Source organism: Nostoc sp. ChiQUE02 (assembly GCF_034531305.2).
In the GTDB taxonomy this organism is placed as follows: Bacteria; Cyanobacteriota; Cyanobacteriia; order Cyanobacteriales; family Nostocaceae; genus Nostoc.
Map to the genome: position 1 here is coordinate 41,138 of NZ_JAVRBN020000007.1, position 15,152 is coordinate 56,289.

A 15,152-nucleotide genomic window follows, 5' to 3' on the forward strand; every position below is an offset into this window, starting at 1 on the left:
ATGGTGAAAAATAAATAATACTCAATACCCAATTACCACTACCCAATCCCCAATGGGGAGAAATAACTAATGCCCAATGCCCAATGTCCAATGCCCAATGCCCATTACCAATAGCAGTTTATGATTCGCCGTCGTTCTACTCCTTGGATTCATAAATGGTCACGTCCATTGATTGCCGCGATCGCTGGATGTGGTGCCCTGACAACAGGTTATCTCACTATAGAAAAGTTAACAGGAGGCAGTGCCGCTTGCGTGGCACAGGCTGGTGCTAAGGGCTGTAATGATGTGCTTTCCAGTCCTTGGGCAACGGTTTTTGGTCAGCCATTAGCTTTGTTTGGGTTTTTGGCATACACCAGTATGGTGATATTGGCTTTGGCTCCCTTGGTATTCAACTCAGGAGAAAACAATAGCCGCAAACAATTAGAAAATTGGACGTGGTGGCTGCTGCTGGTGGGTGCGATCGCTATGTCTGTCTTTAGCGGCTACTTAATGTATGTGCTGACATCTCAAATCAAAGCTATTTGTCCTTACTGTATTGGTTCAGCTTTGTTTTCCCTCAGTCTTTTGGTACTGACGATTATCGGTCGGACTTGGGAAGATATTGGACAAATCTTTTTTACCGCCCTGATCGTAGGGATGGTAACGCTGATTGGTACTTTAGGCGTCTATGCTGGCGTGAATGAACAAAGTGTTACACCTGGAACTCCTGGACAACCCACAAAAATTACTTTTACTCCTAAGGAAAACGCCAACCCAGCGTTCGGTTGGGAAGTTACCACTACTTCTGGTGAGGCAGAAATAGCCTTAGCACGCCATCTGGCAAAGGTAGGCGCGAAGGAATACAGCGCTTACTGGTGTCCTCACTGCCATGAACAAAAGCTGCTTTTTGGTAAAGAAGCCGAGGAAATAATCAATAGTGATATTAAAGTAGAGTGCGCTCCCGATGGACTGAAAGCTCAAACGGAACTTTGTAAAGCCGCAAAAATTGAAGGCTTCCCCACTTGGATCATCAATGATAAAAGCTATAGCGGAGTCCAAAACTTAGAGGAACTAGCGAAAGTTTCTGGTTACACGGGCGCTCGTAACTTCAAGTATTTCAAGTAATTGCCTTGAGAAGCCTCAAGGCGATTCTGAATGAATCGGTAAGCCTACACCAACCTAGCGGTACGGTGTAATTCACACCCCATAGTCAACTGGATGACAGTAAAATCTGTTTCTAGTTGGCTTTTTTGTTTTTGGTAATAGATAGTAGGTATTATCCAATACCCAATTACCAATTTCCCTGCGGCTTTTATCTGCAAACACTCTAAGCTAAAGGAAATTAAATAAGTACATTTGCTCTAAAATAATGTATACTTTAATTTCTTTTTACAGCACTTGGGAGCCACCTTGGGATGTAATCATGTCAGCGCCAAACCCAAAGGTGTATCTGTTGGAAGTTACCATAATTCTTAGTAAAATACCTAATTGCTCCCAAATTTGCGAGTTTAATTGAGTAAGCTTTACCACACAAGGCTTTGGGCGTTAAATTCACTGAACTCACTTTCAACAATATTTATTAATTTGTGCTGATAGCCACAAGAGTCTCAGTTGCCGTTTGGTCAGATAATTGGCCTCAATATATGGTATGACATCACAAATACTACGATGTATTGAAGAACCTTGCTGAGTTGAAAAAACTCTTAGAAACTCTATTTAGCTCCCACTTGAGCTATGTTAGTCCGATAGTTAATAACTATAGGAAATAGAGAATATTTCTCCCTACTAGGTAATGGGAATGAATCAGCAGCTAGGCAAGCGTTTTGTGAAGTTAATCTTTGGACTGAAACAATCGCTTAGTCGAGGACACAGAGAATTGATCGCTGCGGCCAGCGTTGCAGTCTGCGTCCTGCTTTTGCACTCCATCGGATTATTGCAATCTTTGGAGTTGGCAGCTTTGGATCAATTTTTTCGCTTACGTCCAAATGAACCGCCAGAAGAGCGTATTACGATCGTAGTGATTGATGAGGCCTATTTAGACGAAGTAGGTTCGTGGCCGATTCCAGATCAGAAGATTGCCCAGTTGTTGCAAAAATTAAATGTCCACAAACCCCGTGCTATTGGCTTAGATATCTACAGAAATTTGCCAGTAGACCCTGGTAATCAAGAGTTACGTAATGCTTATAAGTCATTGCCCAACTTAATTGGTATTGAACTCCTAGCAAATGACAAAAACAAAAACGTTAGTGTTTCGCCTCCACTGGGACTGAATGAGGATCAAGTGGGCTTTAACAACGTGCTTTATGATCTTGATGGTAAAGTACGTCGCAGTTTGTTGTATTGGCACGTTAAAAGTCAAGTACACGAAAGTTTTGCCCTGAAGTTGGCTTTATTGTATTTAAAGTCAAAGGAAATTACTCCTACTAAAGCAAAAAGCAACCCTAAGTATTTGCAATTGGGTAAAGCAGCATTTACTCGTTTTGAGGCTAATGATGGTGCTTATGTGGGAGCTGATGCTAGAGGCTACCAACTTTTGACCAATTTTCCTAAACCCAAATGTCAAAGTTCATCTGGAGAATTTTGTAGTTTTCGCCAGGTATCGATGAGAGATGTACTAGCAGATAAAGTCAAAGAAAACTTAATCAAAGATCGGATTATACTCATTGGCTCCACCGCACCCAGTCTCCAGGATTTTGTGTTCATTCCCTACTCCAGTAGTGTAATGGGTACGGCAAAGCCTGTACCTGGTATTCAACTGCAAGCTTATTTTATTAGTGAGTTAATTTCAGCCGCTCTTGATGGAAGACCATTACTCAAAGTCTGGACTGACTTGGTGGAATACTTGTGGGTTTTTGTCTGGTCTTATTTGGGAGCCGTGACAACATGGCGGATACGAAACGCAACTAGGAGCCTCCTCGGTATCCTAGTTTCTTGCTTTGTATTGACCCTGAGTGCATACTTTGCTTTCTTGTACGGTTGGTGGATACCAATTATTCCTTCACTGTTTAGCTTTGGCAGTTCAGCTATTTGGATGACCAGTCGTATTGCTCACATGCAGGAAGAGTGGAAACGTTCCAAAGAATTTTTGCATCACGTCATCAACACCATTCCCGATCCAATTTTTGTGAAAAATGAACAGCACCAGTGGATTGTTTTAAATGAGGCGTATTGTCGATTTATCGGTTATCCGAATAAGTTGTTAATTGAAAAGTCAGACTATGACTTTTTCCCTAAACATGAAGCTGATGTGTTTCGACAACAGGATGATCTTGTTTTTCGGACTCAGCAACCCCAGGAACATGAAGAAGAATTTACAAATTCAGATGGACAGACTTATCAAATTGCCACTAAGCGATCGCTCCACAAAGACTCAGCTGGCAATTTCTTTTTAGTTGGGGTCATCCGAGATATTACTCAGCGCAAGTTGATGGAAGAAAAGCTTAAGCGTACTGCTGCTGAACTATTCCGCTCTAACAATGAATTAAAACTCAAAGAAGACCACTTGCGTTATTTAGCGTATCACGACCCCCTCACCGGTTTATCCAATCGCAAGTTTTTTGCCGAACAACTTTACGAGTCATTACATTGGGCGCAACACAACAACTTGTTGCTGGGACTGCTATTTATCGATCTAGATGGCTTTAAGCAAGTCAATGATACTCTGGGACACGAGATGGGCGATCGCTTGCTAATGACCATTGCTGGAAGACTCAGCAACTCTTTACGCGCTAGTGATACAGTTTCTCGTTTGGGTGGCGATGAATTTACTGTGATTTTACGGGCAATTCCTAATGTCCAAATAGCTGCTAAAGTCGCCGAAAAAATTTTAAGTAGTATTAGCAAGCCAATTGTTTTAGATGGGTATGCAATCCGCGTTTCTGCCAGTATTGGCATTAGTGTTTACCCATACAACAGTCAAGACAGTGAAACTTTGATGAAACAAGCTGATACAGCAATGTACCGTGCCAAGCGCTTGGGTAAAAATCGCTACGAGTTTGCTTAATTAGTCAATAGTCAAGCGCCCAGATTTTTTAAATTAAGTCATAATTTTTACCTTCAAATTAGGAATGTGGACTGGAAACACGTCCAAGGCACTATCTTGAAAAAATATTGTGTACATACTGCGAAGTCGTTTTTTAGGCAAGATAGAGACCTAGTAAGGCTTTTTTACCTGAAGACTAAACCTAAGAACATAGGTAAGAAAGGAATTATCTATCAGAGATAATTATAAAAATAAATATATTTTGTATTTATTTTTACCTAAAAAAATATACTTATACTGTCTCGGTTTTCACTTTTATTACATAGTTCCCTAGTTTGCAAAACCTTACAATATGGAAATTATATAGTTTTGTTTTTATATATCTTTACATTTTTGAAATCAAAACTATACAATAAAATAAGTATTATTTAATATTTTTCTAAAGCTGTCAATCAACGAACATAGTGTTTATACTTAAAAGTATTAAGATATTATTAATAAATAGTGAATTGAGCAAAATGCCCACAGTGAGTCATCAACATATCTAACTTTAGACTGATGTAAAAACGACCTATTAAGAATACCACTTAAGTATGAAAACTATTTATTAGCAGCAGATTAAGCTTAATCTACAAGCAAACATCACAATTACTTGTACAGTAACAGCAATAATTTAATAAAGTTAAAATCTCTTTTTAGAGAGCACAGTAAATATACGTTGGACAGCAAAAAATACGTTTTGAAATTAAAAATTAGTAAATTTACTGAAAACGATGAAAACTAACTTCAGAATCACAAAGTTTATAATATTGTGCATAGGTGCTTACATATTAATACCGAAAATTGCCACTTGCACGGGTATGTTTAGTACTGCAAGTGCTAATACTTTTGGCGCTACTAGCAGTAACACCTTAATCGCTCGCAAAGTCAATTCTCAAAATTTAAAAGACACATATATTCCACCAAATTATGGTGGCCCCGACAGTTATCATGGTAGCGGCACTCGCTGACGGCAATTTTAGATTTTGGGAAATCAGTGCGATCAGGCACCTACTATCTTGGACACCAGATCCTTTACTTGGAGATATCCTATCGCCCTTGGGACTAGCCTCTCCCCTTTTCCCAAAGGGAAAGGCTCAGGTTTACTACCATCATGTTCTGCAAACTTAAATCAAGATAATAGTGGAGATTTCCACCAATGATATGTTTGTACAAGTGTGTGGACTTGCCAATTTGGGTCTGGTTGAGGATAATCTAAACGGTAGTGTCCGCCTCGGCTTTCGGTTCTAAAAGCAGCACTTTTGAGAATTAAATCAGCTACATCTAATAAATTGCGGGTTTCTGCCCAAAGTGCCAGTTGCCGTTCAACATCTGGTAAGTCAAAACTAGCTGGTTCTGCTGGACGTAAAGCAAGCAAGAATTGACTTAAAGGCAAGGCAGCAAAATCTTTCTGCCAAGATTTAATAGTAGCGATCGCAGTTTCCAACCCTGATTGTTCCCGACAAATACCAGCATTTTCCCACACTAGACGTGGTAACTTCTCTCTGAGTACTTCTAGCTGTGCTTGCTGGATGTGCCACTCACTAGCATCAGGGCTAAATGTCCGTAATGGCAGCACTGATGTTTCTGATGGCAGCCCAATATTTTCCAACTCAATATTAGCCATCTGGGCCCCAAACACAATACATTCCAACAGGGAATTACTGGCAAGGCGATTTGCCCCATGCACCCCGGTACTAGCGGTTTCACCCACCGCGTACAAACCGGGGATATTCGTGCGATTCATCAGATCCGCGACAATTCCACCCATCCAGTAATGGGCCGCTGGCGCTACAGGAATTGGTTCATGGAAAACATCAACGCCCCAATGCTGACAAACTTTGATGATGTTGGGAAAGCGCTGACGAATCTTGTCGGCGGGGATAGGGCGCATATCCAACCAAACATGGGCAGTCGCCAAATCAAGGGCGGTACGTTGTAAATGGCTGAAAATTGCTCTACTGACCACATCTCTAGGTGCGAGTTCACCCGCAGGATGGTAGTCAAAGGCAAAACGCCGCCCTTCGTTATCAACAAGATGTGCCCCCTCCCCGCGTACAGCTTCGCTGATGAGGAAGCGATCGGCACCAGGTTTAGTGAGGGCAGTAGGGTGAAATTGGACAAATTCTAAATCGCGGAGGATAGCGCCAGCACGAGCTGCGATCGCTACTCCATCACCAGTACTCACAGCCGGATTCGTGGTTTGGGCAAATACCTGACCGCCGCCGCCGGTTGCCAATACCACAGCACCAGCTCTTACCCATGTGATTTTACCTTGATAAAACAGGCTAATTCCCTGACAACGACCAGTTTCGGGTTCAATCCACAAACTCAAAGCCAAAGCTTGCTGAATGACTTGAATATTCTGGCGACGTAATACTTGGGCGGTGAGGGTGGTGGTAACTTCCCTTCCTGTGGTGTCCGCAGCATGGAGAACACGGCGGCGAGAATGGGCGGCTTCCAAAGTTAAAGCCAAAGCTTGACCATGACGGTCAAAAGCTACCCCTAAGTTAACTAGGGATTGAATGCAACTAGGGGCATTTTGGGCGAGAAATTCTACAGCAGTGCGATCGCATAAACCCGCACCTGCCTGAATCGTATCTTCAATGTGCAGCGTGGGAGAATCTTCTGGGGCTACAGCTGCGGCAATGCCACCTTGTGCCCAATCACTGGCGGACAAAGCAACGGTTTCTTTGGTAATCAAGCCGACTCGCAAGGATTCTGGCAGACACAGCGTTGTGTATAGTCCGGCGGCACCAGCGCCGACTACTAAGACATCAAATTGACTAGGAATATCTATCTGGGGCAAGGTAATTGGGGAGGGGGAGCAGGGGAAGCAGGGGGGAGGGGAAGCAGGGGGAGCAGGGGAAGACAAGGAAAAATTTTATTTTGTCTCTCTTGTCCTCCCTGTCTCTCTTATTCTCCTTATTCCCCCTTATCTCTAATAGAATAATCCCACTCCCTAGAATTAGGAGTGGGGTGCTATTTGCTACATTAAAAACTGCACGTGCAGTTATCTGTAGATGCCATTGTTAAAGCGATCGTCTCCCTCGTTGAAGGCAGGCTCTAGTTCTGTCACGGTGAATTTATCTAGGTTGGCTTGCAGGGTTTGTTTTTGGCGATCGCTCAATCCTGGAAGATCCAATACATCCTCTACCTTTTGGTAGGGAGCATTCGTGATGATTTTCTTAGCCAGGGTGGGATAAAGCCCTGGATACTGTTGAAAAGCTCGGACGTTGGTATTATTCAAATCAATTTTTTTACCAAATTCCGTTCCTAGTTTAGCGTCTGCCCGATTCTGCCGCTCAATTGCCAGAACTGGGACTTGGGGAAAAGCAAAACTGTTGAAACTAGCAGCTTGGGCTATCTGAGTTGTTCCCAACCATCCCCAGCAACTAAGTAACAAACTAAACACTGTTAATAAACGCGCCAATCCTTTCACGATTTTTCTACCTCTTTCCATCAAACAGAAATAAAAGTTTTAAGCTAACAGCCGTCAGCAGTCATTAGTCATTAGTCAGAGCGCCAAAGACAAAAGACAAGGGACAAAACCTGATAGCTTAGTCAACACAGCAGTCATCAGAAACTAATATACAGCGTATTAATATCCACAATATTTGCCGTTACTGGGTTTGACTGTACTTTTGCCAAAAATTTTCATAGTGGTAAGAGTGCCCACATCGCTGCAATAGCGTTGTATCCATGATCCTGGTAACATTCCCAGGTAGATGAAAGCTTTTCGGGGTGGCTGATTCTACCTCCCAAGCAGACACGAAACCGTGCGATGTCTAATACCCTAAACCTACCAAAGAAGACTTGATGCTGACGGATTGTTATGTAATATTTCTTAACTAATTAATCATCTACAGCATCATTCTTGATGTGCCGTAGATTGGGCTAGGGAAAGTTTTGGCTTTAATATTACACAATTTTTTAATATTTAGGCTGCGATCGCAGCTAACAGAAATAGACTATCTACCAAAATTGTGCTCAAAACTGCACCACCAAAGGCATACCAGTGTTTTTGCTTTTGACCTAAAGGTAAAATGCCGACTGTTAATAGCATTAGGGCGAGAATTATGGCCCAACTTTGTCCCCAAGGTGCTTGTACTTGCATCAGCGCATTTTGTAAGATTTGCGGTGCGCCATCTGCATCTACTGTCATGATTTGCCGCCAATAGGGCATCAAATCTACTAGATAAAAATATACATCTGTTAAAGCTGTACCGAGCAAAGAGCCAAAATAAAACCAGTTACCCACCTTGCCCCAATTCTTCACCAAACACCAGCAAGCAAATGGTATGCCTATAGACTCTACTGGCAAATGCCATAAAGGTTCCCAACGTAACCAGCCCCAGTAAATCGCTCCTGCTAACCAACTCCAGCTAAACCCTAAGAGCAAATCCCCCCAGACGTAAGTTGCAGGACGTGACATCAAGGTAAAACTTAGCCACACCCAAAATGCTGTCAGCGCTAAACTCAGACTTGGTAGCGATCGCACTATTGGCGCTTCTATAAATACTGGCACTGATACCAAAAAAACCGCCGCCGCAAACACTAACCAAGTTTGCCGGGCAGAAGTAGATAAGGGTAAAGAGGGAGAAAAGGAGAGTGTAGATTCCAATTGCTTGATACCGTTCTGCCCAGTATCAGCTAAATCCAACTCGGTATCAATAGAAGGGGTAGAAGCGGTGTAGGAGGACAGTGTATTATTAATCAAAGTTTTTAATATTTGTTACTAAACTTTATCTTATTTAAGATATCACACTTTAAAATCCCCCCCAGGGGCATTGTAATTATACTGAAATTTCGGGGAGCCTTGGTGCAAACCAAACAAAACATTCTGCGCCAGACTAATCCATTAAAGTTGCACTATGTACACAACTCCTCTGTATTGAAGAAAGAGACAAGGGGAGAAATTAGATGGGGATTCAGACCCCACCTGATACATAGCCAACAAATAAGATTTGGTAGGGGTATAAAACTCTGGGCGCTGGTGCAACACTTGGTGATGGGTATACAACGTCCCTCTGTCTCCCCATTCCCTTGTCCTCTTTTGGTCTCTTGTAAATGAGCGACTACTGAGAGGTGAGAGATAAAATTTGAAAGTTAAAAAGTGAACTGTCATCAGTCCACTAAATATTAAAGTTTGATGAATTTCCGAAATTGCGTTGACTTATTGAGATGGGTGTAAGAACATGGTCAGCGTCTTCGATGATGTTATTGATCGGGAAAATTGAGTTTTCTACAAGATTGGGTGCAATAGAGAGTATATAAAGCAACATCATCAGTTAAATAATAATGTCTAGAACAGGAAAAAGGTATTAATTGCATATGGAGTTTATTCAAGCTTTTATTTTGGGTATTGTTCAAGGTATTACAGAGTTTTTGCCAATCAGCAGCACTGCACATCTTCTGATTGTGACAAAGGTATTTGGTTGGAAAGAACTAGGTTCTAAAGATTTTGTTGATGCAATTCAATTTGGCAGCGTTTTAGCAATTGTTGGGTATTTTTGGTCGCTGATTTCTAGTATTGTAAAAGGTGGGATCGAAGCCCTAAAAGAGAAAGACTGGCAACGTGAGGAATGGAAAATTCTTGTCGGTATTGTAGTAGGAACAATGCCTGCTTTAATTTTCGGCTTTCTTTTGAAAGATATTTTACCGGAGAGCGCATTAATTATTGCCATCATGTCAATTATTATGGCGCTCTTACTAGGTTTGGCAGAAAAAATTGGTACTCGCAAGCGAGGTTTCGATTCATTGCAGATTCGGGATGGTATTTTAGTTGGATTAGGACAAACACTTGCTTTGATTCCTGGCGTTTCTCGTTCTGGCTCGACGTTGACGACCGCCTTATTTTTAGGATTAGAACGCGCTACAGCAGCGAAATTCTCATTTTTGTTAGGGTTTCCAACTCTTACCATTGCTACTCTGTATAAAAGCCTGAAAATATTCAAGTTATTTCAAGCGCACCAGTTGCCAGATAACATTGTTGGACTGTTAATTGTAGGAATTATTTCAACCTTTATTTTTTCCTACCTATCAATTGCATTTTTGATCAAATACTTAGCAACCAAAAACACTTTGGTTTTTGTTTGGTATAGATTAGCATTCGGTAGTGCTATCTTACTGGCGATCGCAGCAGGTTGGAAAGGATAATAGTTATTAGTTATTAGTCATTAGTCATTAGTCCAAAGCAAATGACTAATGCCCAATACCCCATGCCCAATGCCCCATTACCCATGATTAACATTCATCCTGCCCGAATTACCAAGGTTCTTCCAGACTCAATAGCCGCGGAGATTGGCTTTGAGGCTGGGGATGCGATCGTTGCAATCAATGGTACACGTCCCCGCGATTTAATTGATTATCAGTTTTTGTGTGCTGATGAAGTCTTGGAACTAGAAGTTTTAGACGCTGCTGGTAAAACTCATAGCCTGGAAATCGAAAAAGATTACGACCAAGACTTGGGGCTAGAATTTGAAACTGCCCTATTTGATGGCTTAATTCAGTGCAATAACCGCTGCCCATTTTGCTTTATCGACCAACAACCACCAGGTAAGCGTACCAGCTTGTACTTTAAAGACGACGATTACCGTCTAAGCTTTTTGTACGGCTCTTATCTTACCCTGACTAATTTGCCAGAAAGAGAATGGCAGCGGATTGAACAAATGCGCTTGTCTCCGTTGTATGTTTCTGTTCATGCCACAGAACCCGAAGTTAGAATTAGACTGCTGAAAAATCCGCGTGCAGGACAAATCTTGCAACAACTCAAGTGGTTTCAAGAAAGGCGACTACAAATTCATGCTCAAGTGGTTGTTTGCCCTGGTATAAATGATGGCGAACACCTGGAGCAAACCCTAAAAGATTTAGCATCTTTTCATACTGGTGAAGTGCCTGCGGTGGCATCAGTAGCAGTTGTACCAGTCGGGTTGACACGATTTCGTCCCCAAGAAGACGAACTCACACCTGTAACCAGAGAAAAAGCCAAAGAAGTAATTTCTCAAGTCAAAATACTCTCGCGACAATTTCACCAAAAATTCGGTTCCAGCGTTGCTTGGTTAGCTGATGAGTGGTTTTTAATTGCAGGTGAGGAATTACCAAGCGAATCTGAATACGAAGAGTATCCCCAAATTGATAACGGTGTTGGTTCAATTAAGTTGTTTATTAAGCAATTTACAGATGCCGCAACAGAGTTACTACCGCCAAAAATTTATCCTCAGAGAAAATTTACTTGGGTAGTAGGCAATGCTGTAGAAAACGCATTTCAACCGATCTTAAAACGGTTAAATTCTGTTGAAGGTTTAGAAGTAAATATGCGTGCTTTATCCAGTGATTATTGGGGACAAAGTATCACTGTCACGGGGTTACTAACAGGTCATGATTTGTTGTTGAACTTACAAGGGCAAGATTTGGGAGAAGGAATTTTATTGCCAAATGTAATGCTCAAACATGGTGAATTGGTATTTTTAGATGATATGAGTATTGAAGAATTAGCCTGCAAATTAGATACAAAAATCTTACCAGTAGCAGGAGTTGAAGATTTAATCAATACCTGTATTGTTTAAGCTGTTTTTGTTAACTCTTTAGTCTAGACAATTTAACTACGTTCTGCAAGACCTTCTTGTTTACTGCTTTGAAGAACGAATTTTGAACCTAGTTTTTTGATCCCTTATAGTGTAGACTGAAAATCAGTAGGTAAATGTAGCAAATAGCGTGCAGGCAATTAAGCTAATCAGCTAACCAACGCTAGCTACCTGGTCATTGCTACTGGTATGTACAGCAGTTTAAGGTTAGCGACATAAAAATAGCTCTGGTAAAAAGCTGGTCAAAAATAAGGTAAATTTAAATCCTTACCACTTTTAGCCACTTGCCCCAATAGAATTGAGGGCAATTCACAAACTGCACGTGTTTGTGTGGTCAATTTTTAGATAAACAGCTTCTAAGGCTAGTCATACTTTAGGGCATAGTCTAAATACGAAGTTTCGTCGATTCAGCGACCCAATTAATTTTGCCTAGTCCAAGTCTTTGGGCTAAAACTTTTTGGCATCCAGACATTTGGATGTTACATCCAAAGTTTACAGATTTTAATTTGTAAGCTTCTTGCTCACTCTTACGCTTAATTAAATGTCATGACTGATTTTAACTTCATTAGAACTACCTGCATTCTAGCGGTAGCATATCTAACTAGCGTCTATTTTTGGATAGCTTTTTCTAAGAATTCAAATGATTGAGCTAACTGCTAAAATACTTACTCCAAAGAAAATTTTAGTAGCTGGCACAATTTGAATGATAGGTTTGTCTTTGAGTCCGTCAGCTATCATATCATTTTGTAACCTAATCTGTCAATAAATAGGCGGATATCTCATAAAAAGGTAGCCAGAGGAAACTAATACCAGGAGTTCAGCCAGATAGCAATGGAGCATCCCAATTTTGCAAAAACACGAATAAATCTCCACCATCAATATTTTTGATCTCGCGCAGAGGAAGAAACTTGTGTAGTGAGTCCAGTCCTGTACTCCTATTCTTAAAGCTTGCGTAGCATGTCTATCATAAAAAGCTGAGTCTCAAACTTTAAGAGTCAGTGGGTTGCTCATGTTACCAAACTTGTAAGCTGTTATCCATAAAAGATTGCATATTTAATCAGGTAGCTTGTTCACTGTTGACTTTCAACGGTCAGCGGTCATCAATCCTAATGATTGTGCTTTCTGAATCTGTGTGAACTTAGCAACTGATCGCAAAATATCCTTTGCAGCTAGAGAGATTGAAAGTAGATTTATCAATTTGGGATGCTTCTGATAGAAACTTGTACATTAATTTCAGAAATGGTTATTTTTTTGTTAGAAATTTTTACAAACAGAGAAATACAAATTGGCTTAGTAGGGCTGGTAATTGGATTTTTTATTTTCATCGTTGGTGGTTTCATGGTTTTATTGACAAACTTACTCTGGAAACGTTTGAGTTTTCTCCAAATTACTGATATCTACCAAAGGTTAATTAAGCCAAATGAAGACTTATTAATTGTGGTAGCTGTAATTGGTGTTTTTGAAGTTGTTACATCCTCTTTACCTAGAAATAAGTGGACAACCTCATTAGAAATTATTGTGAGTTTAACTCTGGCGATCGCAGTCAGTTGGTTAGCCTCTAAATTATTCCAAAAGTTCTTTGACTTCTATTTATTAAATGCTGCTTTCAAAACCGGGCAGAAAATCAGCAGTGAGCTACTCATCCTCTTCAAATGGGTTGCGAATCTCATCATTATCTTTTTAGCAATTCTTACATATGCTCAAACACATCAAATTAATCTTTTGGGATTGCTAGCTAGTTTAGGAATTGGTGGTTTAGCAGTAGCCTTTGCTGCTCAAAAAACCCTAGAACAAATTTTAGGGGGCATTGTTCTTTATCTTGATCGCCCCTTCGTGATTGATGATTATATTGGTCTTCCCGATGGGACTTTTGGACGAGTTGAATCTATAGGATTGAGATCCACCCGAATTAGAACATCCGGTAAGGGAACTGTGATGATAGTTCCCAACAGTTCCCTGACTCAAGTAAATATTGAAAATTTCACCGGTGCGAAGAAAGTCATGTCCATTCTTTATTTGACCTTCTATCGAGCGCTCAGTAGTGAAGATCGAGCCTTAATTCGCCAAGTAATTCTAGACAGTACGAATGGTATTTTTGGGATTGATTCGCGGAATACAGAAGTGAATTTTAAGAGTATCAATAATTCCATAGATCCAGATAAAACTCAAGCACAAGTTACTTTCTTTATCTTAGGTTCTGGAGATGTATCGATGGAATTGCGTCGTCAACTGCTAAATATGGCAACTGAAAGCATGACTCAGTGTTTAAAAGAATATGGTATTGCTTTTGATATAGAAGAACCAACAATTTATGTTGATTCACCAATTACAATTTAGAGATAATGACGAATATTTCACGGATTATTCTAGAATTTCTTCAACGTGATAGCACAATATCAGCCTTATCTAGATTTGGAGTCTTTTTAGTTTTTATTCTGCTGTCTTTGCTGGTAGGACGATCTACTCCTACATTCTTGCGAATTCTTATTCGACGTTTTGCACCACAGCAAGTAGCCAGTATTTATAACAATTTAATTGACCCTATTAGAAACTTATTTAGAATCACAGGTAGTTTAATTCTCATTTCATTGTCTTTAGCGTGGATTGTGGAATATGAATCTATCTATAGATTTATTTCTCCCATCGTTGATTTAGCTGTTATTGTCAGTATCTCTTGGCTATGCTCCCGTTTATTCCGACAGTTTATTCGAGTGTATGGAATTGAAATATTACGTAAATTTGGTCGAGAGGTAGATGAATTACTTTTAGTATTTGAAACATTTGCAAATGTAATGATCGGATTTATTGCTGTTCTGGCTTTTGCCCAAAGTCAACAATTTAATTTAGTTGGGTTAATAACTGGATTAGGAATTGGTGGATTAGCCGTAGCTTTTGCTGCTCAAAAAACCCTAGAGCAGTTGTTGGGAACAATTGTGTTGTATTTAGATCGCCCCTTTGTTCCTGGAGAATATATTCGTTTACAGAAATCCCAACAAATCCCTGAAGGTTTATTTGGGCGAGTTGAGTCAATTGGTATCCGTTCAACCAAAATTCGCGCTGCTGCTAAAAGTACGTTATTTATTATTCCCAATTCAATATTGGCAAACTTAGAAATTGAAAATATTACTCGAGGCAAGAAAGTTATGGTTATACTTTACCTCGATTTTTTAGACTTGCTGCAAGACCGAGAACAAGCTCTGGTTCAACAGGTAATTGTCGAGAGTACTAATTCGCTATTTGGTATCGATCCCGGCAGCACCAGTATTAGTTTTTTAACTCACAACAATGCAGAAAAACAAATAACTCGAACAAGAGTGACGTTTTTTATTTTGGGTTCCAGTGACAACTCTCTGCAATTACGCAAACGTCTATTGGAATTGGCAAATGAAAAATTTTCTAAAAAGCTAGTCACGAATGGAATTAAATTCACGATGCAAGAGCCAACAATATATGTAGAATCGCCTGTGACAATTTGAGTATCAATCTTGGCATTTTTTATTGATTTTGATAGGCTAGATTGATGAAGGTAATTCACTAAGTACTTCTACAAAAAGTCTCTAGGAATC

At 40.3% G+C, this 15,152-nt stretch carries 10 protein-coding genes; 7 read left to right on the forward strand and 3 right to left on the reverse strand.

Annotation, left to right across the window (positions count from 1 at the left end):
- Positions 1-120 precede the first annotated feature (120 nt).
- From RM347_RS09490 to RM347_RS09500, 3 genes are all read left to right on the forward strand, one after another.
- Entirely contained in the window at positions 121-1,104 is a 984-nt protein-coding gene (locus RM347_RS09490; RefSeq protein WP_322720846.1) for a vitamin K epoxide reductase family protein, read from the forward strand.
- A gap of 673 nt (positions 1,105-1,777) precedes the next feature.
- Positions 1,778-3,982, forward strand: coding sequence for a CHASE2 domain-containing protein (locus RM347_RS09495; RefSeq protein ID WP_322720845.1), 2,205 nt, complete (start codon positions 1,778-1,780; stop codon positions 3,980-3,982).
- 839 nt (positions 3,983-4,821) lie between these two features.
- Entirely contained in the window at positions 4,822-4,971 is a 150-nt protein-coding gene (locus tag RM347_RS09500; RefSeq protein WP_322720844.1) for a hypothetical protein, read from the forward strand.
- A gap of 161 nt (positions 4,972-5,132) precedes the next feature.
- Here the strand turns inward: RM347_RS09500 and nadB are convergent, their stop codons facing one another.
- The 3 genes from nadB to RM347_RS09515 all read right to left on the reverse strand — a co-directional run bounded on the left by nadB (position 5,133) and on the right by RM347_RS09515 (position 8,720).
- Positions 5,133-6,809: an L-aspartate oxidase gene (gene nadB, locus RM347_RS09505; protein ID WP_322720843.1), complete on the reverse strand. Its 1,677-nt coding sequence runs from the start codon at positions 6,807-6,809 to the stop codon at positions 5,133-5,135.
- Positions 6,810-7,013: 204 nt separating this feature from the next.
- The gene (gene psbU, locus RM347_RS09510; RefSeq protein ID WP_322720842.1) at positions 7,014-7,442 is read right to left on the reverse strand and encodes a photosystem II complex extrinsic protein PsbU; all 429 of its coding nucleotides are present in this window, start codon (positions 7,440-7,442) and stop codon (positions 7,014-7,016) included.
- Between the two features lie 498 nt (positions 7,443-7,940).
- Positions 7,941-8,720, reverse strand: a complete 780-nt coding sequence (locus RM347_RS09515) for a DUF3120 domain-containing protein (protein WP_322720841.1) — start codon at positions 8,718-8,720, stop codon at positions 7,941-7,943.
- Positions 8,721-9,334: 614 nt separating this feature from the next.
- On the opposite strand from RM347_RS09515, the gene RM347_RS09520 reads away from it, so the two are divergent.
- The 4 genes from RM347_RS09520 to RM347_RS09535 all read left to right on the forward strand — a co-directional run bounded on the left by RM347_RS09520 (position 9,335) and on the right by RM347_RS09535 (position 15,062).
- Positions 9,335-10,159, forward strand: coding sequence for an undecaprenyl-diphosphate phosphatase (locus RM347_RS09520; protein ID WP_322720840.1), 825 nt, complete (start codon positions 9,335-9,337; stop codon positions 10,157-10,159).
- A gap of 83 nt (positions 10,160-10,242) precedes the next feature.
- Positions 10,243-11,568, forward strand: coding sequence for a TIGR03279 family radical SAM protein (locus RM347_RS09525; RefSeq protein ID WP_322720877.1), 1,326 nt, complete (start codon positions 10,243-10,245; stop codon positions 11,566-11,568).
- A gap of 1,257 nt (positions 11,569-12,825) precedes the next feature.
- Entirely contained in the window at positions 12,826-13,923 is a 1,098-nt protein-coding gene (locus RM347_RS09530; RefSeq protein WP_322720839.1) for a mechanosensitive ion channel family protein, read from the forward strand.
- A 5-nt stretch (positions 13,924-13,928) separates the two neighbouring features.
- Entirely contained in the window at positions 13,929-15,062 is a 1,134-nt protein-coding gene (locus RM347_RS09535; protein WP_322720838.1) for a mechanosensitive ion channel family protein, read from the forward strand.
- Positions 15,063-15,152 lie beyond the last annotated feature (90 nt).

Coding starts and splice junctions, on each gene's coding strand:
- RM347_RS09495 (WP_322720845.1), top strand. CDS start 1,778: ATGAATCAGCAGCTAGGCAAGCGTTTTGTGAAGTTAATCTTTGGACTG.
- RM347_RS09520 (WP_322720840.1), top strand. CDS start 9,335: ATGGAGTTTATTCAAGCTTTTATTTTGGGTATTGTTCAAGGTATTACA.
- RM347_RS09490 (WP_322720846.1), top strand. CDS start 121: ATGATTCGCCGTCGTTCTACTCCTTGGATTCATAAATGGTCACGTCCA.
- RM347_RS09500 (WP_322720844.1), top strand. CDS start 4,822: ATGTTTAGTACTGCAAGTGCTAATACTTTTGGCGCTACTAGCAGTAAC.
- RM347_RS09535 (WP_322720838.1), top strand. CDS start 13,929: ATGACGAATATTTCACGGATTATTCTAGAATTTCTTCAACGTGATAGC.
- RM347_RS09530 (WP_322720839.1), top strand. CDS start 12,826: ATGGTTATTTTTTTGTTAGAAATTTTTACAAACAGAGAAATACAAATT.
- RM347_RS09525 (WP_322720877.1), top strand. CDS start 10,243: ATGATTAACATTCATCCTGCCCGAATTACCAAGGTTCTTCCAGACTCA.